Source organism: Actinomyces sp. 432 (assembly GCF_009930875.1).
Classification (GTDB): Bacteria; Actinomycetota; Actinomycetes; order Actinomycetales; family Actinomycetaceae; genus Actinomyces.
The window spans coordinates 1708768-1732627 of the sequence record NZ_CP025249.1 but is presented as its reverse complement, the minus strand read 5'-3'; the positions used below and the strand labels follow the sequence as shown (position 1 = coordinate 1732627).

The following is a 23860-nucleotide window of genomic DNA, read 5'->3' as shown; positions in this document are numbered from 1 at the left end:
GGTGCTGATCGCTTACGCGCCAGGGCAAAGGCCCGCGTAGACTCCTGTCATAGCAACTAGAAATCGAGACCAAACATGAACCCAATGACCGCCTGGTGGCACCGCTTCGAAGAGCGTCACGAGACCATCGCCCAGTTCATCGTGTTCTTCATCCTGTCCAACGGTGTGACTTTGCTGCAGCTGATCCTGATGCCAGCGTTCAGGTGGATCTTCGGATTCACCTCGCTGCAGGGCACCACTTTCCAGTTCCTCCCGGTGGGCTCCTCCGGAGGCAGCCCCGTCTACCTGTTTGACTACGTGGCCGGCCCCATCCAGGCCGACGGCTCCGGTGGTGGGCTGGCCTACTTCCTGGCCGTGGAGATCACCCTGCTGATCGCCCAGGTAATCAATTTCTTCGCCCAACGCTCCATCACCTTCAAATCGAACTCCTCGATCTGGAAGGCGGCGTTCTGGTACGCGCTGGCATACGTGGTGATCACGATCGTCGCCGCCGCCTTGCAGGTGCTGTACAAGGAGCCCATCTACTCCTGGTGCAAGGGCACGCTCGGCGCATCCACGGGTGAGACCGTGGCGGACGTCGTGACGATGATCATCAACGCCGCAATCTCCTTCTGGGTGTTCTTCCCGATCTTCAAGGTCATCTTCAAGCGGGTGCCCGAGGATGCCGATACGCAGCCGGACGGGTCCGGGCAGACCGAGGTGCTGTCGGCGCACTGATCCGGGTTCCTTCCGGTAGTGTCATCCGCACCAGTAACCAGGAGCGCCTCGGGCGCGGCGCGGGCAGGTGCCCGCATTCCGCGAAACGCCGGCTGACTCCGTCGAGCAAGGAGACCCGCACGGTGCCAGCCAGCCCGCTAATAACGGTCGTAGTACCGGCATACAACGCCGAGGACTGCCTGGGGCGCTGCCTGTCCAGCCTCGTGGCGGCGGACGGCGGCCGTGATGAGCTGGAGGTGATCGTCGTCGACGACGGCGCCACGGACTCAACCGGCGCTCTTGCTGATGCCTACGCCCGGGCACACACGGCGATTGAAGTAATCCACCAGGAGAACAAGGGGCACGGCGGCGCCATTAATACCGGGGTCGCTGCGGCCCGCGGCACTTGGCTGAAGGTGTGCGACGCCGACGACGCCATCGACCCCGGGACACTGCGTGCCCTGCTCGCCTCCCTACGCTCTTGGCGTGAGGCGGGCACTGAGCCTGACCTCGTGGTGACGAACTTCGTGTACGTACGCGAGGGCACACCCGCTTGGTACCGCCTCAGCCACGGACCTGCCCGGCGGGGCCCCCGGGGTGTACGGCCCGGCCGCCATGTAGTGCGTTTCCGGGGCATCCTCCCGGCCGGGCGTATTGGCAGCTGGCGGGACGTTAGGAGTTTTCGCCCCGACCAGTACCTCATGATGCACTCGCTCGCCTATCGTCGTGAGGTATTGGAGCATTCCGGCATGCGGCTGCCGGAGCACTGCTTCTACGTGGACAACCTGTTCGCATTCGAGCCGTTGCGGCACGTGCGCACGCTGACCTACCTGGATCTGGACCTGTATTACTACACGGTGGGCAGGGCGGGGCAGTCCGTGGCCGATGACGTGATCGTGGCACGTCTGGACCAGCATGACCGTGTCAACGCGCTCATGCTGGAGGCGATGCCCCGCGAGGGCGAGGTACCTGTGTCCCTGCTGCACTACTTGGTACACATCTACACCTTGAGCGCGGTGGTGATTACCACCATGGCGCTGCGGTCGGGTACTCCGCAGAACCTGGCCATCAAGCAGCGGCTGTGGGAGCGTCTGGACGCTACTCGACCGGACGTGGCGCGGTGGGTGCGCGGTTCTGTAATGGGCCGGCTGATGACGTTGCCGGGACGGACCGGGCGCTGGGTGACGGTGGCCGGATACCAGGTGGTCCGCCGGGTACTTGCCCTGAACTGAGAGCGGGACCAGCGTGGGCCCGCCATGCAGCCCAGGCGGTAACGTTGCGGCTTTTCGCGTTTGTGGGCCTGGAGGACTGGCATGCATGTGGTGTGTCAGGTCGGTTTCTCGGCTCCTCCGGTTTGCGGGTGCGTGCGGGTGCGGGCGGTGTGTGTTGGTGGGTTCGGTGTGTGGCTGGGTCTGGTGCGTGTGGGTGGGGGTGGTTGGGTGGTCTTGGGCGTGGTGCACGCTCAGTTGGTTTGGCGCTCTGGCCGGTTGGCGGGTTTTGCCTGGTATTTCGGTGTTTTTGGTTTTTGGCTGGTGGGGGTTGGCTGGCTCCGGCGTGCGGCGCGGGGGTTGCGGCACGCTGGAGCTGGTTGGGCTGTTTTTCGGGTGGTGTGCTTTCCGCGTGATTACGCCGTTTCTGTGGAAGCGTGCCGGGACTGAGCGTGCGGCGCGCGCTGGCGCCGGGTCGGATCTGTCCTTGCTGCGCGAGCAGAACACCGCCGGACCCGCCCGCCGACGCGTACTCGTGCCGAGTCCGAGGGCTCCGTTGCGGCCTACACCTGGGAATGGCTCAGCTACCTCCACCGCACTCCCTAACCGGAGGAGCCGTATTACTGATTACGTCCTCGGTGAGGGAGCTCGGCGGGGATCGGCAGCAGTACGCGCAGCGTGAAGGTGCCGCGTGGGCTCTCAGTAGTGGTTAGCTGCCCGCCGTAGGCCTCGGCGGCCGAGCGCATGGCACCGTAACCAAAGCCGTATGCGCTACCGTCGGTAACAGCACGTATTGGGCCGGTGCGACCCGGGGCCGAGCGTGCTGGTGCCACCGGATTCTCGACCTCGATCAGCACGAATCCACGGCGAGTACGCACATCAAGACGAATCCACCGGTCGGCGTCGCCGGTGCCGGAGACAGCCTCCAAGGCGTTGTCCAGGGCAGTGCCGACCAGTGTGGCCAGATCGGCGGTGGACATGAAGCCGAGCGCGGCGCCCTCGACGATGGCAGTCATGGTGATGCCGGCCTCCAGGCACACCTGCTCCCGGTCGGTGAGAATTACATCCAGTACGGGGTTGCCGGTGCGTACAAACACCTCATACGGCCGCACTGAGGACTCCAGCTCAGCGAGCCGGTCCAGGCGCACTGCGGGATCCGGCTCGGCCCGTACCGAGGCGATCATGTGGCGCAAGTCGTGGTACTTACGGTTGACGATGTCGATGGCGCGCTTGGAGGTCAGGTACTGCTCGTACTGCGAACGCAGCAGCGCCTCGGAGCTGGCCAGCTCGAAGGAAGCACGGTTTTGCAGGTCAACTTCCCGCTGCGCGTACAGAATGATGAACCCGCATAGATCCACGAGCGTGCGGATATAGAAGACCTCTGCCCCCAGTCGGCCGGAGAAGGGAGTGGCGGTGCTTAGGAAGCTGAGATTTGACATGGCGAAGGTGATGGCGGCGATCGCCGCCGCCCCGGCCACGGTGGCAGCTGTGGGCACCACTTCGGCGCGGAACCGGGGACGCTCCAGCAGATAGACCGCACCCAGTACGGTGCCGTCGACGGCTATCGCCAATGCCGCACCCCAGAAGGCGCCCGCCCGGTCTCCCAGGAGGAACACCTCCAACTGCCACTCGAGCGAGGCCGCCAGCTCGGCGGCCACGAAGGCGCGCACTACCAGGTAGGTGGACCGGCGCAGGGAACCGCTCAGCGCCAGGTGCAGGATGCCCCACATGGCGATCACCGCTCCGAGCATCCCTGCCAGCCACAGCGAGATCGGCAGGCGGGCCGCAAGTGTCTGGTAGATGCTCAGCGCCGGAAGCGCTGCGGCCATCACTACCAGTGCGCGGCGCCTGGAGTCCTGTGGCCGCCACGTGGCCAGTACGTACGCCAGGCATGCGCCCCACTCGGCCAGCGCGGTCCACAACCGGGGGATGTCCGGCAGAGCCTCCTGGATCACGCGGTTGTCCCGGACACGTGCTCGGCCAGGGCCCGCATGAACTCCTTCTTCCGGGGGCGGGAGATCCTCAGGGACTGCCCGGTGCTCATCACGGAGTCCTGCTCGCGCACCGCCACCACGTGCCGCAGGTTGACGATGTAGCAGGAGTTGGAGCGGAAGAAGCCATGGGGTGCCAGTTTCGGCTCCATCTGCTTGAGCGATCCGGTCAGGGTGATGGCGCCGTCGGTCAGGTGCACGTCCAGGCGGTGACCAGAGGACTCCAGGTAGACGATGTCGCGCACGGGCACGCGCCGCAGCCCCTGCCCGTCCTTCAGGACGATGCCGGCGTTGTCCCGTCGGCCGAGTACCTCCAGGGCGCGGCTCAGCTCTCGGGCCAGGGAGGAGTAGGGGAAGGGCTTTACCAGGTAACCGAGGGCGGACACCTCGTAGCCGTTGATCGCGTACTGCTGCGCGGCAGTAATGAAGATGATGATGACATCAGGGTCGATACGACGCACTAACCGGGCGAGGGATAGGCCGTCGGTGCCCTCCATGCGTATATCCAGCATGAGGATGTCGTAAATGGGGCGGAAGCCGTCCAGGATGTCGCCGCCGGCCTCAAAAACGGACACTTGCAGATCCAGGCCTCGCTCACGGCCGAAGCGGTCGAGGTACTCGGAAAGAACGTTGCGGTGGCGGGCGTCGTCGTCGACGACGCCAATACGGAGTGTGGCGGAGGGGCTCGTATTCACTTTCATCGGCGGCTGTTGGTTACGGCGCGGGCATGGTGGTGGCGGACGCGCGGGGAAGGCGCGACAGCCGGGGAAGCGTTCGCTACGAACGCGGCCATGGGCACCGAAAGTAACGGTTACAAGCATGTTAGTGTACCGGCGCCGGGGGTCGGCCGCGGCCGTGGAGACGGGCACGCGCGCGGCCACGATCAGTCAGCGATCAGCTCAGCACTGATCCGGTGCCAGCCGTTGGCGCGATCACGCTGAGAGACGACGGAGGGCATTAGCGATGCGAGCGGATCTGGTAGTGGTCGGTTCGGGGCTCTTCGGTGCCACGGTCGCCCAGCGCGCCGCCGAGGAGCTGGGCGTGCACGTGGTGGTGGCTGAGCGTCGCAACCACGTGGGTGGAAACGCCTACTCGTACCCGGATCCGGACACCGGCATCGAGGTGCACCGCTACGGCTCCCACATCTTCCACACCTCCAACGAGCAGGTCTGGGCCTACGCCAACCGGTTCACCGCCTTCAACGACTACCGGCACCACGTCTACGCCAACCATGCCGGGGAGATCTACCCGCTGCCCATCAGCCTGGGCACCATCAACCAGTTCTTCCACGCCGCCCTCGGCCCGGAGCAGGCGCGGGCGCTCATCGCCGAGCACGCCGCCGAGATCACCGGCGAGCCCGCCAACCTGGAGGAGAAGGCCGTCAGCCTGATCGGCCGCCCCCTGTACGAGGCCTTCATCCGCGGCTACACCGCCAAGCAGTGGCAGACCGACCCCACCGACCTGGGCGCCGGCATCATCACCCGGCTGCCGGTACGCCTGAACTACAACAGCCGCTACTTCTCCGACCCTTACGAGGGCATCCCGGTGGACGGCTACGGAACCTGGGTCGAGCGGATGCTGGACCACCCGCGCATAGAGGTACGCCTGGGGACGGATTTTCTGGCGGCCGACGGCGTACTGACCCGTGACGCCTGCGTGGACCGGGTGCCGGTGGTCTACACCGGCGCCGTGGACCGCTTCTTCGATTACCGGCTCGGTGCCCTGACGTGGCGCACCCTGGACTTCGAGACACGCGTACTGCCCACAGGGGACTACCAGGGCACCGCGGTCATCAACTACTCCGATGCCGATGTCCCGTACACCCGGGTGCACGAGTTCCGCCACTACCACCCCGAGCGCGCCTACCCCGACGATGCCACCGTGATCATGCGGGAGTACTCGCGCATGGCGGGCCCCGACGACGAGCCCTGCTACCCGGTGGGCACGCCCGCAGACCGCGAGCGGCTGGCCCGCTACCAGCAGCTGGCGGCAGAGCTGGAGCCGCAGCGAGTCGTCTTCGGCGGGCGCCTGGGCGCCTACCAGTATCTGGACATGGACCGGACGATCGCCTCCGCCCTGCATAGCTTCGAGCAGCGGGTGCGGCCGTGGTTCGGGTGAGCCGCTCCGCCGAGTAACGCCGTTTGGCGCCGCACCCGCGGGCGGCACGCAGCTGAGCGAAGCACTGCGAGCCGTGGCCGGTCCGCACCTCACAGCGCCCTGACGCGGGGCCCGCGGGCAGTCCATGGGAGACTAGACCGCGTTCAAGCTGGCGGCGCCAGCCGACCGCACGTCCACACTGATCCACACTGATCCACACTGACCGCAGGAAGAGCCAGGAACCGATTCACGTGCCACCGATCCCCACGTCCGAGCAGGCTGCAACCGTCGCCCCCGCAGCCACCGAGCAGGCCCAGATCCGAAACTTCTCGATCATCGCGCACATCGACCACGGCAAATCCACGCTGGCGGACCGGATGCTCCAGGCCACCGGCGTAGTCGCCCCGCGCGACATGCGCGCCCAGTACCTGGACCGCATGGACATCGAGCGCGAGCGCGGCATCACCATCAAGTCCCAGGCCGTGCGCATGCCCTGGGCGGTGACCGGGGAGGACGGCGTCACGCGCGCCCACGCGCTGAATATGATCGACACCCCCGGGCACGTGGACTTCTCCTACGAGGTCAACCGGTCGCTGGCGGCCTGTGAGGGCGCGGTGCTGCTGGTCGACGCCGCCCAGGGCATCCAGGCGCAGACCCTCGCCAACCTGTACATGGCCATGGAGGGCGACCTGACGATCATCCCGGTGCTGAACAAGATCGACCTGCCCTCGGCGGAGCCGGATCAGCACGCGGCGGAGATCGCCTCCCTGATCGGCTGCGAGCCCGAGGAGGTACTGCGTGTATCGGGCAAGACCGGGGCGGGCGTGCCCGAGCTGCTGGACCGGATCGTCGAGGCGGTCCCGCCGCCGTCCGGTGATCCCGACTCCGCCGCCCGCGCCATGATCTTCGACTCCGTGTACGACGTCTACCGGGGCGTGGTCACCTACGTGCGTGTTGTCGACGGCGCCCTGAAGTCGCGCGAGCGCATCAAGATGGTGTCCACCGGAGCAGTCCACGACCTGCTGGAGATCGGCGTCATCAGTCCTGAGCCGGCCCCCACCCAGGGGTTGCGTGCCGGTGAGGTCGGCTACCTGATCACCGGCGTGAAGGACGTGCGCCAGTCCAAGGTCGGCGATACCGTCACCTCCGCCGCCGCCCCGGCCACTGTGCCGCTGTCCGGCTACCAGGACCCTAAGCCCATGGTGTTCTCCGGGCTGTTCCCCGTGGACGGCTCCGACTTCCCGGCGCTGCGTGACGCCCTGGACAAGCTCAAGCTCAATGATGCCGCCCTGACTTACGAGCCGGAGACCTCGGTGGCGCTGGGCTTCGGCTTCCGCTGCGGCTACCTCGGCCTGCTGCACCTGGAGATTATTCGTGAGCGCCTGGAGCGCGAGTTCAACCTGGACATCATCTCTACTGCGCCGTCCGTGGTCTACGAGGTCACCATGGAGGACCGCAGCGTCCACACGGTCACCAATCCGAGTGAGTTCCCCGAGGGCAAGGTCCGCGACGTGCAGGAGCCGGTGGTACGTGCCACCATCCTGACGCCCAGCGAGTACATCGGCGCGATCATGGAGCTGTGCCAGTCCCGCCGCGGCACCATGCTGGGCATGGACTACCTGTCCGAGACCCGCGTGGAGATGCGCTACCGGCTGCCGCTGGCGGAGATCGTCTTCGACTTCTTCGACGCCCTGAAGTCACGCACTCGCGGTTACGCCTCCCTGGACTACGAGCCCGACGGCACCCAGAGCGCGGACCTGACCAAGGTGGACATTCTGCTTAACGGGGAGAAGGTGGACGCGTTCAGCGCCATCGTTCACAAGGACTCGGCCCAGTCCTACGGGCAGAAGATGACCCGGCGGCTCAAGGAGCTGATTCCCCGCCAGCAGTTCGAGGTGCCGGTGCAGGCGGCCGTGGGCAGCCGCATCATCGCCCGCGAGACGATCCGGGCCCTGCGCAAGGACATGCTCGCCAAGTGCTACGGCGGTGACATCACCCGTAAGCGCAAGCTGCTGGAGAAGCAGAAGGAGGGTAAGAAACGCATGAAGGCGGTTGGTCGCGTGGAGGTCCCACAGGAGGCCTTCATCGCCGTGCTCGGAGCGGATCAGCCCACCGGAAAGTAACCCGGACGGATAACGCCTCGGCGGGGCGGGTGGCCCGCAGTAGGGTGGGCCGGACGTCGGCGCGGCGTTAGCCGTGGTAGCGAGGAGCGGACATATGAGCAAAACCGGCTCTGTGGAGCGGGACCCGGAGCGGATCGACGGCGTCCCGGTCACCTCGGGCACGGTGCAGGCCGCCCTGGCCGATGACGGTTCCGGGCTGGAGCTGACCGCCACCCTGGCGCGGCGCCTGGGCGTGCCCCATGCGGGAGCCGACGGGCGTCATGCCGACGAGCCCGCGCCCTTCCGCGACGGCGACCCGGTGGGCACCGTCGGCGCCGTCTGCGCCCTGGCGCGGGTGCGTCCCGACGCCGGGGAGGCGGGCCTGTCCGCCATCCACAAGGCGCCCCTGGAGGGGCCCTCGGCGGTGAACCGGCTCGGCGTCGTCGGTGACCAGCAGGGCGATCACGCCCACCACGGCGGCCGGGATAAGGCACTGTACGTCCTGGACGCTGCCGAGCAGCGTCACTGGGCGGCGGTGCTCGGCGGTATCGCGCCCGGGTCCCTGGGGGAGAACCTGACGATTGAGCCGGGTCCGGCCGGCGGCATCGACGACGTCGAGATCGGTGCGGTTCTGTCTATCGGGGATCCGCGGGGCGAGGGGCTGCGCGTGCGGGTGACCGGCGTGCGCAATCCCTGTGCGACCTTCGCCCGCGGAGTCGGACGCGGCGACTGGGTGGAGGTCTTCTCCTCCCGCAACCGGGTGGGCGTCTACCTGGCTGTCCTCAAGGAGGGCACGGTGCGCGCAGGTGATGAGGTGCGGGTGGTCAGCGCGCCCGGGCACCGGGTCACCTGCACCCGCTGGTTCGCCCACCACGACCCGCGCGACGCCCAGAGGATGCTGGACTCGGAGATCTTCGGCAACTGCGTGATCGCCCCCTTCACCAAGAAGTACGTGCAGGCCGCCGCCCACGAGCAGGTCGGCTGAGCGGGACGCGCTGGGGCAGTTGCCGCAGGGGAAATCGGCTCAGCCGGCCGTATAAGCCGTTCGAACACAACCAGGAGGAACCGGTCCAGTGCCACAGCAGCACCCGCCCCGCTCTCACGCCATCCGCGCTCGCGTGCGCTCCTACTCGCGGGCCGGCGGCCGCCTGACCGAGGCGCAGGAACGGGCCCTGGAGCGTTACAGGGACAGGTACGTGATCGACGTGCCCCGCGCCGATGCAATCCGCACCGTCGCCCCCTCCTTCCGGCTGGACCCGGCAACGGCCTTCGGGCACGCAGGCCAGTTGCGTCCGCTCATCGTGGAGGTCGGTTCGGGCGCGGGGGAGGCGATACTGGCCCACGCCGCCGCCCACCCGGGGGTGGACCACCTGGCTGTTGAGGCCTGGGAGACGGCGATCGCCCGGATCGTGGCCGGTGCCGGCAGGGCGGGCCTGCGCAATATCAGGGTGGTGCCCGCAGATGCCGCCCAGCTGCTGGCCACCGCCCTGCCGGTCGGCTGCGCCAGCGAGGTGTGGGTGTTCTTCCCGGACCCGTGGCGCAAGCCTCGGCACCGCAAGCGTCGGCTGGTCAATGCCGCCTTCGCCGACTCGGTGGCCCGGGTGCTGCGCCCCGGCGGGGTGTGGCGGCTGGCTACCGACTGGGCGGACTATGCCTGGCAGATGCGCGACGTGCTGGAGGCCGCCTCCGCGCTGCCCGAGGGACTGGAGGCGGACTGCACCGGCCCGTACTTCCGCTACCCCGACGCCGGGGCGCGCCCGGACCTGGGCGTCGGGACTGCCGAGGAGGGCAGCCTGGGTAATGGCCGCGACCCCGGCTCGCCGGCCGGCGTGCTAGGCGGCTGGTCGCAGCGCTATGAGGGGCGGGTACTGACCCGCTTTGAGGAGAAGGGCATTCGTGCCGGCCGTACTATCCGCGACCTGACCGCGGTGCGCACCGGCGAGATGTGGGTGCCGCCCCGGCGTGAGGCGGTTGCCCTATGAGTCCGCAGCAGCCGGCGGGGGAGCCCCTGCCCGGAGCGGGGGAGCTGCCCGAGCAGGTGCGCGCTGCGGCGTCGTCGGGCGGGCAGCGGCCATTTGCGGTGTACCTGCACGTGCCCTACTGCCGGGTGCGCTGCGGCTACTGCGACTTCAACACCTACACGAACCTGGCCATGGGCGGCGGAGCCTCGGCGGGGGACTACGTGGACACGCTCGCCGGCGAGCTGCGCCTGGCCCGGGCGGCCATGGAACAGGTCGGCCTGCCGCAGCGGGCGGCGCAAACCGTGTTCGTGGGCGGGGGCACCCCCACCATGCTGCCGGCTGGGGACCTGGCCCGCATGCTGCAGCTGGTGCGCGAGACCTGGGGCCTGGACGAAGGGGCGGAGGTGACCACGGAGGCCAACCCGGAGACCGTGGACGAGCGCTACCTGGCGGCCCTGGCACAGGCCGGGTTCACCCGGGTGTCCTTCGGCATGCAGTCGGCGGTGCCGCAGGTGCTACGCACGCTGGACCGCACCCACACCCCCGAGCGGGTGCCGCAGGTGGTGTCCTGGGCACGCCGGGCCGGGCTGGCCACGAGCCTGGACCTGATCTACGGCACGCCGGGGGAGTCCCTGGACGACTGGCGGCGTTCCCTGGAGGCGGCGGTGGAGATCGGCCCGGATCACTTGAGCGCCTACGCCCTGGTGATCGAGGAGGGCACGCGGATGTGGACGCAGGTGCGCCGCGGGGAGCTGCCCCTGCCCACGGACGACGACGAGGCCGCCAAGTATGAGCTGGCCGACGCGTTGCTGGGCGGGGCCGGCTACGAGTGGTACGAGATCTCCAACTGGGCGCGGCCCGGGCATGAGTGCGTGCACAACCAGGCCTACTGGCGCGACTGGGACTGGTGGGGCGCCGGCCCGGGGGCGCACAGCCACCTGGGGGACGTGCGCATGTGGAACACCAAGCACCCGGTGGCCTGGGCCGGGCAGGCGGCGGCCGGGCGGCTGCCCGTGGCCGGGCACGAGGTCGTCGATGCCGAATCACGAGAACTGGAGCGGGTCATGCTCGGCATTCGCATGCGCGAGGGTCTGGACCTGCGGAGTCTGACGCGGCCGGGGGAGGCGGCGACGGCGTCGGGCACCCCACGGCGGCTCGTGCCGGTGGTGGGAGGCCTCGTGGCGCAGGGCCTGCTCGACGGTGCTGCCGCCCTGGCGGGCCGCGCCGTGCTCACACTGCGCGGAAGGCTTATGGCGGACACGGTCACGTATCGGCTCACCCAGTGACGCGTGCTAGCGCCTGTGCACGGCGCCGAGTGCAGGGAACCGCACGGTAAACGGGGAAAGAGGCGCCGCGCGGGGGCCCGTGATGCGTAGGGCTCTGTGCGCCTGCTGCCGGGTGAAGCAGGCGTGCTTCAGATCACCGTGTGCCAGGAAGCACGCCTGCGTCTCGCGATCCGGACCGATTCTCGTCATAGGGTGAGGCAAGCGTCGCTGCATCATTGATGGGCGACGAGCACACCGACCCCGAACTGAGGAGTCTCACGTGGAGTTGCAGTGGTGGTCCATACTGCCATTCGTCGTCATGCTCGCCTCGATCGCGGTTTTCCCGCTGGTCCCGGCGACGTCCCACTGGTGGGAGAAGAACTCCAGCCAGCTGACGGTCGCCCTGGTGCTGGGGGTGCCCGTGGCGATCTGGATGTGGTTCGCCCTGGGCTGGGAGCCCGTCTTCGCTGCCGTGGTGGAGTACATACAGTTCATCTCGCTGCTGCTGGCGCTGTTCGTCGTCTCCGGCGGCATCTTCCTCAAGGGTGATATTCAGGCCACCCCGCGCAATAACACCATCTTCCTGGCGATTGGCGCACTGCTGGCGAGCTTCGTGGGCACCACCGGTGCCGCCATGCTGTTGATCCGGCCCCTGCTGAACACCAATCGCGAGCGCGAGTACCGCGTACACACCGTCCTGTTCACCATCTTCATGGTGGCCAACTGCGGCGGCCTGCTCACGCCCCTCGGTGACCCGCCCCTGTTCCTCGGCTTCCTGCGCGGCGTGCCCTTCACCTGGACCTTCAGCCTCGTCTTCGAATGGCTGTTCGTGAACGCCATGCTGCTGCTGAGCTACTTCGCGCTGGACACCTGGTACTACTCACAGGAGCCCGCCGCAGACATTCTTGCCGACAAGACGGAGATCGAGCCCCTGGGCCTGCGGGGCGCCTCCAACCTGATCTGGTTCGTCGTCATCATCGCCGCCGTTGCCTTCGCACCCTCGATCGACGCAGAGGCCATTGAGGAGGGGCACGCCGTACTGACCGACTGGATCCCGCTGCGGGAGATCATCATGCTCGCCGCCGCCGGAGCCTCCTACACGCTGGGCGACAAGCGAGCCCGCTTCGAGGACAACCAGTTCGAGTGGGGGCCGATCGCCGAGGTCGCCGCCCTGTTCATCGGCATCTTCCTGACCATGATCCCGGCGCTGCGCTACTTGGACGAGATCGCCGGCAGCCTCCCGCTGAACGAGATCACGTTCTTCGTGTTCACCGGCGGGCTGTCATCCATGCTGGACAACGCCCCCACCTACGCCACCTTCTTCGAGATGGCCGGTCAGGTGGCGCACCCGGGCGGCGCGACAGTCGCGGGCGTGCCCGAGCTGTACCTGCGCTCGATATCGCTCGGCGCCGTGCTGTGTGGCGCACTGACCTACATCGGCAACGGCCCGAACTTCATGGTCAAGTCCGTTGCCGAGGCACGCAACGTGGAGATGCCATCCTTCGGTGGCTATATCGCCCGCGCGTACCTGTACCTGGGGCCGATCCTGGTGGCCATGGTCCTGTTGTTCATCGCCGGCTCGCTGTGGGCCAAGCTCAGCGGAGTGGTGCTAGTGCTGCTGCTGCTGGCCAACAACATCCGGCTGCTGCGCTCCAGCCGCCGCCTGGCGCTGGCCGACGCCTGACGCCGCCGCTATTCAACGGTCTACGGGGTCCGGGCACCACTGGTGCCCGGACCCCATACACCTGCTGCGTCAGGATGCTGCCCGTTCACTGACCCAGGAGATGAAGTTCTCCTCGCCCGTGCCGGTCAGCTCGGCCATCGTGTGTCCCTGCCCCCAGATGGTCGCGAAGTCCACCGACTTACCGGCCGCCTGCAAGGCGAGCGCGAGGTTCACCTCCACCGTGCTGGCGGTGTCGCCCTGCATGATGCCGGTGCGGATGCGCCAGCTGGGCGCAACCGTCGAGGTTCCGGCCCCCTCGTAGGCGCTGGACAGGAAGTACATGGGGTCGTACATGTGCTCGCGGGTGAGCACGTCGACGCCAAGCTCGTCGGTCTGTGCAAAGTCCGAGTCGTACTCGGACGATCCGTACTCGTCGGACCAGTTGGTCAGGGCGGCGTAGGTGTCCTGGTTGGCGGCGATCACGTCGCGGGAGAGCCCTGAGAAGTGCATCGCCGTCGTCCCGACTCCAAGGACGGTGTTCTCCGTCTGGCCGCGGTCGACGCCGTCCAGGGCGCCCACGTCCTTCGTCGCCGCCTTCTGGCTGGTGATGAAGCCCTCCAGACCGGTGATCGTGGCCGTGTTGGTCGAGGAGTCGTAGGCGACCCAATCCACGTCCTGATTCAGGGCCGCGATGTAGTCCGCGACGGTCGCGTAGGTGACCGACTCGGAGGAAACCGCCGAGGAGTCCTCCCCGGGGCGGCCCGCACCAGCGGTGGCACCGTCGCCGTCCGGGCCGCCGTCGGCGGGGGCACCCTGCGTGCCCTCGCCGGTGGGTGCGCCGTCGGGGGCCTGGCCGTCACCGGGGGCGCCGGAGGCGACGCTGTCGTCGGACCTGCCCGGACCGCCTGCGGGCGCGCCGGAGCTGCCCTGGGCCTCCATGCCGGCCATCTCGGTGGAGCTGGGCGTGTAGGGGAACTCGGTCGCGGCCAGGAAGTCGTTCAGCGACTGCTCGACTACGGCGACCATGTGCTCGTAGTAGGAGCCGGCCAGGTACTGCCCGTCCGCGGACTCCTCCAGGGCCAGGGTGTTGCCGTCGGAGTCGACCAGTCCCAGGCCGTTGAGGTGCTCGGCGTAGGCGGCGGCCAGGTTCTTGGAGTAGGCCTCCGTCCAGGTGCCCTCCGCGCGGGTGCCGGTGGTGGCGAACTGGCCCATGTTCCACTCATAAGCGGCGTTGGCAGCATCCAGGCTGGTGATCGGGCACCAGCACATTGCCCCCGCGATCGCGTCGGAAAGGACGGCTCCATCGGTGCCGGTGGTGGCTGCGCCGAGTGCCTCCAGGTAGGGGGTGTAGAGCGCGCAGTCGCCGGAGGCACCCATCACCGCGGACTGGGCGCCGCCGCCGGAGTGGCCGAAGACGTACATCTGCTCGGAGTTGCCGGGAAGGGCGGCGGCGTTGTAACGCAGGTAGCGCACGGCCGCCTTCAGGTCGGTCACGCCCCAGGGCGCGTTGCCGGGGGCCGCGTCGGTGGTGGAGTCCTTGCCGCGCAGGCCCGCCTGTACGTAGATGAAGCCGGCCTCCATGTAGGCCGCGACGGTGTCGTAGGAGTACTCGGTGGGCGGCTGCTGGGCGGCGTAGCCCGGGGTGTTGACCGGCAGCACGATCGGCGCCGTCGACGCCGTCCAGTCGCCCACCGCGCCGTCGAAGGCGACCTCGGCGGTGAAGGTGCCGTCACCGTTGTCGGTGGAGGACATGTAGGCGCCGGGCACGAAGACGCCCAGGGTCTCGTAGCTGGTGTCCTGCGGGGAGGCGACGTAGGACAGGCCCAGCTGGTAGTAGACGTTGCCGTCAGCGTCGTAGCTCCAGGCCGCCGGGTTGAGCGCCAGATCGGTGCTGGTGGTGGGGGCGGCGGTGGACCCCGAGGTATTGGTCGAGCCGCCGGAGTCGGTGGAGCAGGCGGCCAGGCCCGCGACGCCGAGCAGCGTCGCCACCGGCACCGCGCGCATTACGGTGCGTCGTGAGAAGATCATCGTCGGATTCCTTCCAGTCGACGTCAGGGTGACAGGCAGGATGCAACCGGTGTCTTCTGAGCGGCACCCGGGGATTTTGCTGTGAGTCGCTTATGAGGCTGCATGGCTCGTGGGGATGCGGCCATGCCCAGTGGTAGGTGCTACTTCTACCGATCTCGGCATTTGGGTGCGGGAGCAGGGAGGAGGGCGCGTTATCAGTGGGTGCCGGGGGCGGTGACGAAGTCGATCAGCTCCTCCATGCGACCCAGCAGGCTCGGCTCCAGGTCCTTATACGAGCGCACCGTGGCCAGGATCCGCTGCCAGCCGCGCGCGATATCGGCCTGGTCGGCATGCGGCCACCCGAGAGCCTCCAGGGTTCCGTGCTTGATGTCCGTGCCGCGAGGAATCTCCGGCCAGGCCCGCAGCCCCAGCCGGTCAGGCCGCACCGCCTGCCACACATCCACATACGGGTGGCCGAGGATCAGCACGTTCTCCCCGCCCGGCATAGACCGTACCTGCTCGGCGATGCGCGACTCCTTAGAACCTGGCACCAGGTGGTCCACGAGCACACCTGCCCGCCGCTGCGGCGCCGGCCCGAACTGGGCCATTGCCTCCTCGAGGTTGTCGACCCCCTCAAGCATGAGCACCACCACGCCCTCATGGCGCAGGTCATCGCCCCACACCTTCTCCACCAGCTCGGCGTCGTGCCTGCCCTCCACCCAGATCCGCGAGGCTCGCGCCACCCGGGCCCGCTCGCCCTCAACGGCGTAGGAGCCCGAGGCGGTCAGCCTGCGCCCGCCGGCACTGACCGGACCGGCGGGTGGACGCTTGCGCGGGGCGGGCGGATCCAGGATTACGGGCCGCCCCTCCAGCCAGAAGCCCGGACCGAGCGGGAAGGCGCGCCGTACGCCCCGCCGGTCCTCCAGGACCACCAGGTGCTTGCCCCCGGACTTCTCCACGGCTACAGCCGCTCCCACGAATCCGGTCTGGCGGTCCTCCAGCACCATGCCGCGCTTGAGGTGCACATGCACCGACTCTGGTCGCACCGCCGTCGGGCCCACGCGATGCGGGTCCACCGACAGCACGTCCCCGCCATACCGGTTGCCCGCCGAGGGACGCGCGGGCGAGGCAGTGGCATCGGCCCGGCCACCGCCTCCCGCCGTGGACCTCCTGGAGGCCGTGGCGGCACCGCCCGCGCCCGCCGGACCGTCTTTGCGCTGTGAAGCGGCCTGCTGGCGGGCGGCCTGCTCACGCAGGGCCTGACGGCGGGCGGCGGTGGACCCGGGGACGGGGCCCAGTCGGCGGGACGGTGTCGTGTTCACTCAGGGCACGGTAGGGGAAGGTCACGCGATTGGCCCTGCTGACTCGCCGCACCGCGGCGTAGGATGGCACTCAAGTACCAGGAGTGCTAACCACACCGGCCAGTGCTGCGGCCGAGCGCGTCGGCAGGGACGCCCGCCGCGCCAAGGCCGCACCGCAGACGAGGAAGGAGAGCCCCATGTCGGACGATCGCCGTCTGAAGGTGCTGTCCGCCATCGTCACCGACTATGTACGCACCCGCGAGCCGGTCGGCTCCCGCGCCCTGGTGGAGCGCTACCAGCTGGGCGTGTCTCCGGCCACCATCCGCAACGATATGGCCACCTTGGAGGATGAGGGCTATATCCACCAGCCGCACACCAGTGCCGGCCGCGTCCCCACCGAGAAGGGCTACCGCCGCTTCGTCGACGAGGTCGCGCGCATCAAGCCCCTGTCCGCTCCCGAGCGGGCCGCCATCAACGCCCTGCTCTCCGGGGCTGTGGACCTGGAGCAGGTGGTCGCCCGCACCGTGCGCGCGCTGGCGCAGCTGACCGGGCAGCTCGCCGTCGTCGAGTACCCCAGCCTGCGCCGCACCACCCTGCGCCACCTGGAGCTGGTGGCCCTGGGACCCACCCGCCTACTGCTGATCATCATCACCGACACCGGCCGGGTGGAGCAGCGCACCGTCGGCCTGTCCGGACGCGGCCCCGACGGGCTGGTCGACCCCGCAGTGCTGGAGCGGCTGCGCCTGCGACTGAATACCGCCCTGGTAGGTCGGCGCGCAGCCGAGGTCGTTCCGGTGCTCGCGGCGCTTGCCGAGCAGGCTCCCGACGACGAGCGGGCCGTACTGGCGGCCGTCACCGATGAGCTGATCGCCGCGCTGCGCCCCGACGCCGAGGAGCGCATCGTGGTTGCAGGCACCGCTAACCTCGCCCGCTCCCTGGACTTCACCGCCATCGGCGCACTCCTGGACGCGGTTGAGGAGCAGGTGGTGCTGCTGCGGCTGTTCAGCTCCGCTGACGCCGCCCGCATCGGTGAGGAGGATGACACCGGTACCACCGTGCGGATCGGCTCGGAGACGCACGAGGATGCCCTGGCAGAGGCCTCCGTGGTCTCCGCCGCCTACGGACCGGGAGACGCAGTCGCCCACTTGGGCGTCATCGGCCCAACCCGTATGGACTACCCGGCCACCATGGCGGCTGTCCGCGCCGTCGCCCGCTACCTGTCCAGATTCCTTACCGACTCTGAAACCGCCGCGGGCTGAGCCGGCCACCCACACAACCCCACCATGAAGGAACACCAGCAAGCGTGAGCGACTACTACGACGTCCTCGGCGTAACCCGTCAGGCCACGGCCGAGGAGATCAAGAAGGCCTACCGCAAGAAGGCCCGCCAGCTGCACCCCGATGTCGCCGGACCGGGGCACGAGGACGAGTTCAAGAAGGTATCCACCGCCTACGAGGTCCTCTCGGACTCAGAGAAGCGCAAGATGTACGACCTGGGCGGCGAGGACGCCCTGCACGGCAACAACGGCTTCGGCGGCGGCTTCACCGGGGACTTCGGCAGCTTCTCAGACCTGTTCCAGCAGGCTTTCTTCGGGGGCGCCGCCTCCCGCGGGCCGGCCTCCCGCACCCGCCGCGGCCAGGACTCACTGCTGGCCGTGGACGTGGACCTGGCCGACGTCGTCTTCGGCACCACCAAGACCGTCACCATGGACACCTACGTCACGTGCGATACCTGCAACGGCTCCTGCTGTGCCCCGGGCACCTCCCCGGTCACCTGCGCCGAGTGCAATGGGCAGGGCTCCGTCCAGCGCATGCAACGGTCCCTGCTGGGCAATGTGGTTACCTCCAGCCCCTGCCCGCGCTGCCAGGGCTACGGCACCGTGATCGCCTCCCCCTGCAAGGAGTGCGACGGCGAGGGCCGCAAGCACGTGCGCACTCCCATTGACATCAACATCCCCGCCGGGGTGTCCACCGGCACTCGCATCCGTATGGGCGGGCGCGGCGAGGCCGGACCCGCCGGCGGCCCCAACGGCGACCTGTACGTGGAGATCCACGAGAGGGAGCACGAGTCCTTCACCCGCGAGGGCGACGACCTCTACACCGAGTTGCGCGTGCCCATGACCGCTGCCGCGCTCGGCGCCACCTTCCCGCTGGAGACCTTCGACGGCGACCGCAGCGTCTCCGTGCGCGCCGGCACCCAGGGAGGGGACGAGATCGTCCTGTCTGGCCTGGGCGTGGGGCGGCTGCGCCGGCCCGGCCGCGGCGACCTGCGCGTACAGATCGTGGTGGAGACCCCCACCCGCCTGAACGACCGGCAGCGTGCCCTGCTGACCGAGCTGGCCTCACTGCGCGGGGAGGACGGATACGAGGCGCCCAAGGACGAGTCAGTCATGGGCAAGCTCAAGGAGAAGCTCTCCGGCCGCTGACCGGCCGCGCGCGGCGGCGGCCTGGCCGCTGCCGGACCGCCCGCGGGCGCCTAATGGGCACTGCTTGCAGGCCGCTGCGGCGAATCCGTGGCGGGGCGCGCCCCGAAGATCGCCTGGCCCACGCGCACGCACGTCGAGCCGCCGGCGATCGCCAGCTCGAAGTCGCCGCTCATGCCCATGGACAGCTGCCCGTCGCCTACGGTGCCCGCCTGCAGGCCGGCGTCTCGCAGGGAGCGCATGATCCGGAAGCACTCACGGATGCGGTCGGCGTCGTCGGTATGTGCGGCCAGCGTCATCAGGCCGCGCACCCGCAGGGAGGAGTAGGCCGGCAGGGCCGCCAGGAAATCCGCCACGGCGTCCGGCTCCAGGCCGAACTTGGAGGGCTCACCGGAGGAGTTGACCTGCACGTACACGTCCAGGCCGCGGCCGGCCGCCTGCAGCCGCCGGTCGAGGGCCTCGGCCACGCGCAGCGAGTCCAGCGCCTGGAACTCGTCGGCGAAGGCGGCCGCATCCCTGGCCTTATTGGTCTGCAGGTGGCCGATCAGCGCCCAGTGGATGCCCAGGTCGGCCAGATTCGTAGCCTTCCGCTTGGCCTCCTGCACCTTGTTCTCGCCCATCTGGGTGATGCCGGCGGCGTAGGCGGCCCGCAGCCGCTCCTCCGGTACCGTCTTGGACACCGGCAGCAGCCGGATCTCGGCCGGATCCCGGCCGGCCGCGCGGGCGGCGGCGTCGATGCGGGCGCGCACGGCGGCAAGGTTGCGTCGGAAGTCTTCGATGGTGGTGGCATTCGGCGCCGCCGACTCAGTCAGTGGGCCCGCGGCTTCGTGATCAGTGGGCGGGAGTGCGGATGACGGGGCGGCGGGCTTCGGGGAGGGCGCTACGGGCGCGGGATCGGTCATGTTCCGTGACGCTAGCACTGCGGTGTGGGCGCGTCGGCCAACGTACCCTGAGGAGGTGACCGCGCCTGTATTCGTTTTCACTCCCGAAACCGTCGAGCCCGCCGGGGCGGCCGACACGGCGGGTCCGGGGAGCCTGCTCACGCTGGTTGGCCCTGAGGCGCACCATGCGGTGTCCGTGCGGCGGCTGCGACCGGGAGAACGGGTGGACCTGGTCGACGGCGCCGGCCTACGACTGGTATGTGAGGTGACCGACGCCGTCGCAGAAGGGGGGCGCCGAGAGCGGTTGGCCGTACGCGTGGCTGAACGACTGGCGGAACCCCAGGCGGTGCCACGCCTAGCGCTGGTGCAGGCGCTGGCCAAGGGCGGGCGTGACGAGCAGGCGGTGGAGACCTCCACCGAAGTCGGTGCGGACCTGATCGTGCCCTGGTCGGCTGAGCGCTGCGTGGCGGTGTGGCGGGGTGTGAAGGCTGCCCGTGGGCGTCAGCGCTGGCAGGCAGCCGCCCGCGAGGCCGCCAAGCAGGCGAGGCGGGCGCGCGTGCCCGAGATCGCGGAGCTGCTCACCACCGCCGAGCTGACCGACTGGGTGCGTCAGGTGTGCGAGGCCGGCGGGACGGTGCTGATCCTGCACGAGGAGGCGACCAGGCCGGTCGGCGACGTGGCGCTGCCGGAGATGCGCGTGGGAGCGGCGGCATCGGAAGCGGCTGGCACAACCGAGGGCGACCATCAGGGGGGTGCTGGCGGTGCGGGAGAGGTGCCGGTGCTCGCCGTCGTCGTCGGGCCCGAGGGCGGGATCAGCCCCGCAGAGGTGGCGGCGCTGGAGAATGCCGGGGCGACCACGGTGCGTCTGGGGCCGCATGTGCTGCGTACGGCTTCGGCCGGGCCGGTGGCGCTCGCGGTCCTCGCGCAGCGCGCCGGCCTGTGGGGCTGAGGCGGGTCTCTAGCAGGGGGACGAGTGGCCGAAACGCTTGTGCGCGGCCTGCTTCGAGACACCGAGGGCCGCGCCTATTACTGTCCATGACTCACCGGCCGCACGAGCGTCGGCGACGGCGCGAAACTGGGTGCGCTCGCCCTCACCGGCGGCCCGGCCTTTATGACGGGCGGCCCGACCTGGCCGCCATGCTTGCCGAGCTGCTGGAGCTCGTCGCTGGCGGGAGGCTTAACACCTGCGTGGCTGAGACTATGCCGCTGGACGAGGTGCCCGCCGCCTACGCCCGACTCGCCCGGGGCCACCAGATCGGCAAGCTCGTCTGCGACGTGGCCGGATCGGTCGGTGCGTGAGCTCGGGTGGGGTGTGTTCGGCGGAAAAGTGTCCATCCGTCGCCACTTTGACGGTGCGGTGCCCATTCGTTCGCCGGAGGAACCACAGTTGTGCCTGCTATAGAGCCGTTGTTGTTGCGGGATCCGCTGAGTCGATATCTGAAAGTGGCGAGAGATGGACACTTTTGGGTGCGGACGCCGTGTCGGTGGGTGGCGGTTGTCTGCTGAAGCTCGGCAGCAGGGCGACACCGAACGTATCCTTCGACCTATCAATAGTCGCGCAGGAGGGTGAGATGGGCACGCGGGGTCGTAGGCGGGCCGGGAGCCCGGATGCCCGGCGGGCGATTCTGGAGGCGGCCCGCGCCGCCTTCGCCCGCGACGGCTACAACACCTCGCTGCGCGGCATTGCACGCGAGGCGGGCGTCGATCCGGCACTGGTGCACCACTACTTCCCGGAGCGCTCCGACCTGTTCGTGAAGGCGGTCTATGACGGGCCAGACGGGCCGCCGATGGACCCGAGTGCGCTTGACGAAGTCCGACGCCTGCCCGCCTGTCAGCAGGGAGGGGCACTGGTGCGCGTGTTCATCACTCAGTGGGATCGCATGGGCCAGGACCGCTTCTCTGCGCTGCTGCGCGCGGCACTGACCAACGAGGGCATGGTGGGGCGAGTGCGTGAACTCGTGGTCGGCGCTCTGATAACCCCGCTGGTCGCGAAAGTAGCCCCAGACCGAGTCCGCCTGCGCTCCCAACTGGTTGCGGGCCACCTGGTGGGACTGGGCATGACGCGCTGGGTCGCCCGCCTCGACGCCGTATCCGCCGCGAGCCCGGAGGAACTTGCGGCCGCCGTCGGGCCGGTGATCCAGCACTACCTGACCGGCGAGCTCGGCGGACAAGACGGCGTCGCCAGTGGGCAACTCGACGCTACCGACTCCGACTCCCGGGCCTAGGGAGCCGCAGGCTGAGTCGCCGGGAGTTTGCGCGCACAAGGCGGGGCGGCCTTGCCGTACAGGGATGGCACACGATGCTCGGCAAGTGCGCGGAGACGCAGGCAGGAGGGCCTTGCCTTGCAGGTATGGCGCCCCTATATTCATCGCATGATGAAAAACGGGTGGAGTACCCGCCGCGGTGGCCGCGCGCCTACCGGAGCGGTCGCGTCCCCGAGCGCTGTTCGCGTTCGTGGGCTGCGGGTGCGTCGCGGCGGCAACGAGATCCTGCACGGCCTGGATCTGGAGCTGCGCCCCGGCTCCATCATCGGCCTGCTCGGCCCCTCGGGCTGCGGCAAGACCACCCTGATGCGCGTCCTCGTCGGCGTACAGCACTACGAAGGCGCGGTTGAAGTGCTGGGGAAGCTGCCGGGTGCTCCCGCCGTCCGCAACCGGGTCGGCTATGTGACGCAGGCGGCGGCCGTGTACAGGGACCTGACCGCCCGCGAGAACCTGCGCTACTTCGCCGCACTGGCCGGTCGGCGCGCCCGCGACATCGACGAGGTGCTGGACACGGTGGGCCTGACCGATCTGGCCGACCGGCGCGTGAGTACCTTCTCCGGCGGCGAGACCGGTCGGGTCTCGCTCGCCTGCGCCCTGGTGGCCGGACCGGAACTGCTGATACTCGACGAACCGACGGTCGGCCTGGACCCACTGACCCGGGAGGGGCTGTGGGCGACCTTCCGGGATCTGGCCGATGCGGGCGCCACCCTGCTGGTGTCCAGCCACGTCATGGACGAGGCCCTGCGCTGCGATCGCGTGCTGCTCATGCGCGCCGGCCGCTTCCTGGCCTCCACGACCGCGAGCGAGCTGCTGGCGCGCACCGGCGCCGACACCCTCGACGCCGCCTTCCTCGACGTCGTCCGGCGGGCGGAGCGCGGGGAGGGGGAGCGATGAACCCGCGTACCTTCGCCGCCACCGTCCGCCGCGTCCTGTCACAGCTGGCGGCCGATAGGCGCACCCTCGGGCTGATCATGGTGGTGCCTGCCGCCCTGCTGACCCTGCTCTACTTCGTCTACTACGACTACCCGCACGGAGAGCAGCTGTTCAGCCGGATCGCCGTGGCCATGATGGCGATCCTGCCGATGCTGGTTATGTTCCTGGTCACCAGCGTGACCATGCTGCGCGAGCGCGGCTCCGGCACGCTGGAGCGGCTGTGGACCACACCCCTGCACCGCGCTGACCTGCTGCTCGGCTACGCCGCCGCCTTCACCGCCACGGCAGTGGGACAGTCACTGGTGCTGTGCGCCGTGGCCGCGTGGTGCCTGGGGGTGCAGATCGCCGCCTCCTGGGCGTGGGTGATTCTCACCGCGCTGGTCGACGGCTTCCTCGGCGTGGCACTGGGCCTGTTCGTCTCCGCCTTCGCCCGCACCGAGTTCCAGGCCGTGCAGTTCTTCCCCGTGATCATCGGCCCGCAGATCTTCCTGTGCGGCCTGCTGGTCGCGCGCGATCAGTTGCCGCGCGTGTTGGAGCTGTGCAGCAACGTGCTGCCCATGAGCTGGGCCGTCGACGCCGTCGGCGAGCTGAGCGCGAATACCGCACCGACCGCCGCCTTCGGCGCTGACCTGGGGCTGGTGGCCGGGGCAGGCGTGGCGATCCTCGCGGTGGCCGCCCTGACCGTGCCGCGGCGGGTGCGGTGAGGGCGGTGTGGCGGGCGGTGTGTTCGCTGCACCGACTTGGTGTCTTAGTGCCTCATCTTGGTGCCTTCGTGCACCGACTTAGTGGCTCGACTTAGTGACTCGACCGGCACGCTTGGGGTACCGTCACACTCGGCTGACTCGCGCGCTTGTTCACCGACCTTGGCCGAGTCGTTGCTGGAAACGTAGTCCGCGCGCACCCGGTCCTGCACATCGATGACGGGCTAAGGCGTGCAGGCTTCGGCCGCCTGCTCGAATACGCACCGGACGCCGGTGCCCCCAGGAAGCGGGTGGGGCGGGGCAGGCGGCAAGGATTGTCGTCTCTCCCCAGCGTCACACGTCGATGGCTGGAGCGAGCTGGGGTGAGA

20 protein-coding genes are annotated in these 23860 nt (G+C 69.1%); 15 read left to right on the top strand and 5 right to left on the bottom strand.

From position 1 onward, the window contains the following. Window positions 1-75: 75 nt before the first annotated feature. Complete coding sequence (locus CWT12_RS07240) at window positions 76-717, top strand: hypothetical protein (RefSeq protein ID WP_161924287.1); 642 nt, start codon at window positions 76-78, stop codon at window positions 715-717. A gap of 122 nt (window positions 718-839) precedes the next feature. Beyond that, a complete protein-coding gene (locus CWT12_RS07235) occupies window positions 840-1928 on the top strand; it encodes a glycosyltransferase family 2 protein (RefSeq protein WP_161924286.1) in 1089 nt (362 codons plus the stop codon). Window positions 1929-2524: 596 nt separating this feature from the next. On the opposite strand, the gene CWT12_RS07230 is transcribed toward CWT12_RS07235, so the two are convergent. Both CWT12_RS07230 and CWT12_RS07225 read right to left on the bottom strand, forming a co-directional pair. Next, entirely contained in the window at window positions 2525-3859 is a 1335-nt protein-coding gene (locus CWT12_RS07230; protein ID WP_161924285.1) for a GHKL domain-containing protein, read from the bottom strand. Then, window positions 3856-4596: a LytR/AlgR family response regulator transcription factor gene (locus CWT12_RS07225; protein WP_161924284.1), complete on the bottom strand. Its 741-nt coding sequence runs from the start codon at window positions 4594-4596 to the stop codon at window positions 3856-3858. Before CWT12_RS07225 ends, CWT12_RS07230 begins: the two co-directional genes overlap by 4 nt. A 262-nt stretch (window positions 4597-4858) precedes the next feature. On the opposite strand from CWT12_RS07225, the gene glf reads away from it, so the two are divergent. The 6 genes from glf (at window position 4859) to CWT12_RS07195 (ending at window position 13004) form a co-directional block, all read left to right on the top strand. Beyond that, the gene (glf, locus tag CWT12_RS07220; RefSeq protein ID WP_161924283.1) at window positions 4859-6013 is read left to right on the top strand and encodes a UDP-galactopyranose mutase; all 1155 of its coding nucleotides are present in this window, start codon (window positions 4859-4861) and stop codon (window positions 6011-6013) included. Window positions 6014-6243: 230 nt separating this feature from the next. Further along, complete coding sequence (gene lepA / locus CWT12_RS07215; protein WP_161924282.1) at window positions 6244-8115, top strand: translation elongation factor 4; 1872 nt, start codon at window positions 6244-6246, stop codon at window positions 8113-8115. 94 nt (window positions 8116-8209) lie between these two features. Further along, window positions 8210-9079, top strand: coding sequence for an MOSC domain-containing protein (locus CWT12_RS07210; RefSeq protein WP_161924281.1), 870 nt, complete (start codon window positions 8210-8212; stop codon window positions 9077-9079). A gap of 88 nt (window positions 9080-9167) precedes the next feature. After that, entirely contained in the window at window positions 9168-10076 is a 909-nt protein-coding gene (gene trmB / locus CWT12_RS07205) for a tRNA (guanosine(46)-N7)-methyltransferase TrmB (protein WP_161924280.1), read from the top strand. Then, on the top strand, window positions 10073-11341 hold the full coding sequence (gene hemW, locus CWT12_RS07200) for a radical SAM family heme chaperone HemW (RefSeq protein WP_161924279.1): 1269 nt from the start codon (window positions 10073-10075) through the stop codon (window positions 11339-11341). Before trmB ends, hemW begins: the two co-directional genes overlap by 4 nt. Before the next feature lie 259 nt (window positions 11342-11600). Then, on the top strand, window positions 11601-13004 hold the full coding sequence (locus CWT12_RS07195; protein ID WP_161924278.1) for a sodium:proton antiporter: 1404 nt from the start codon (window positions 11601-11603) through the stop codon (window positions 13002-13004). 69 nt (window positions 13005-13073) lie between these two features. On the opposite strand, the gene CWT12_RS07190 is transcribed toward CWT12_RS07195, so the two are convergent. Both CWT12_RS07190 and CWT12_RS07185 read right to left on the bottom strand, forming a co-directional pair. Then, window positions 13074-15011, bottom strand: coding sequence for a subtype A tannase (locus CWT12_RS07190; protein ID WP_161924277.1), 1938 nt, complete (start codon window positions 15009-15011; stop codon window positions 13074-13076). Window positions 15012-15205: 194 nt separating this feature from the next. Continuing rightward, complete coding sequence (locus CWT12_RS07185) at window positions 15206-16312, bottom strand: DUF3097 domain-containing protein (protein ID WP_202616166.1); 1107 nt, start codon at window positions 16310-16312, stop codon at window positions 15206-15208. A 176-nt stretch (window positions 16313-16488) separates the two neighbouring features. On the opposite strand from CWT12_RS07185, the gene hrcA reads away from it, so the two are divergent. Both hrcA and dnaJ read left to right on the top strand, forming a co-directional pair. Then, window positions 16489-17550, top strand: coding sequence for a heat-inducible transcriptional repressor HrcA (gene hrcA / locus CWT12_RS07180; protein WP_161924276.1), 1062 nt, complete (start codon window positions 16489-16491; stop codon window positions 17548-17550). A 44-nt stretch (window positions 17551-17594) separates the two neighbouring features. Then, a complete protein-coding gene (dnaJ, locus tag CWT12_RS07175) occupies window positions 17595-18716 on the top strand; it encodes a molecular chaperone DnaJ (RefSeq protein WP_161924275.1) in 1122 nt (373 codons plus the stop codon). Between the two features lie 50 nt (window positions 18717-18766). On the opposite strand, the gene CWT12_RS07170 is transcribed toward dnaJ, so the two are convergent. Continuing rightward, window positions 18767-19615: a YggS family pyridoxal phosphate-dependent enzyme gene (locus CWT12_RS07170; RefSeq protein ID WP_161924274.1), complete on the bottom strand. Its 849-nt coding sequence runs from the start codon at window positions 19613-19615 to the stop codon at window positions 18767-18769. Window positions 19616-19670: 55 nt separating this feature from the next. Here CWT12_RS07170 and CWT12_RS07165 point away from each other — a divergent pair, with 55 nt between their 5' ends. From CWT12_RS07165 to CWT12_RS07145, 5 genes are all read left to right on the top strand, one after another. After that, on the top strand, window positions 19671-20543 hold the full coding sequence (locus CWT12_RS07165) for a 16S rRNA (uracil(1498)-N(3))-methyltransferase (protein WP_161924273.1): 873 nt from the start codon (window positions 19671-19673) through the stop codon (window positions 20541-20543). 86 nt (window positions 20544-20629) lie between these two features. Further along, a complete protein-coding gene (locus tag CWT12_RS14365) occupies window positions 20630-20893 on the top strand; it encodes a zinc-binding dehydrogenase (RefSeq protein WP_257505926.1) in 264 nt (87 codons plus the stop codon). Between the two features lie 272 nt (window positions 20894-21165). Next, window positions 21166-21819 carry a TetR/AcrR family transcriptional regulator gene (locus CWT12_RS07155; RefSeq protein ID WP_161924271.1) on the top strand — a complete coding sequence of 218 codons (654 nt, stop codon included), beginning with the start codon at window positions 21166-21168 and terminating at the stop codon, window positions 21817-21819. Window positions 21820-21966: 147 nt separating this feature from the next. Continuing rightward, window positions 21967-22752, top strand: a complete 786-nt coding sequence (locus tag CWT12_RS07150) for an ABC transporter ATP-binding protein (protein WP_202616165.1) — start codon at window positions 21967-21969, stop codon at window positions 22750-22752. Next, window positions 22749-23495 (top strand): ABC transporter permease, encoded by a 747-nt coding sequence (locus CWT12_RS07145; RefSeq protein WP_161924270.1) that lies wholly within the window; start codon window positions 22749-22751, stop codon window positions 23493-23495. The genes CWT12_RS07150 and CWT12_RS07145 overlap by 4 nt, the downstream gene beginning before the upstream one ends. Window positions 23496-23860 lie beyond the last annotated feature (365 nt).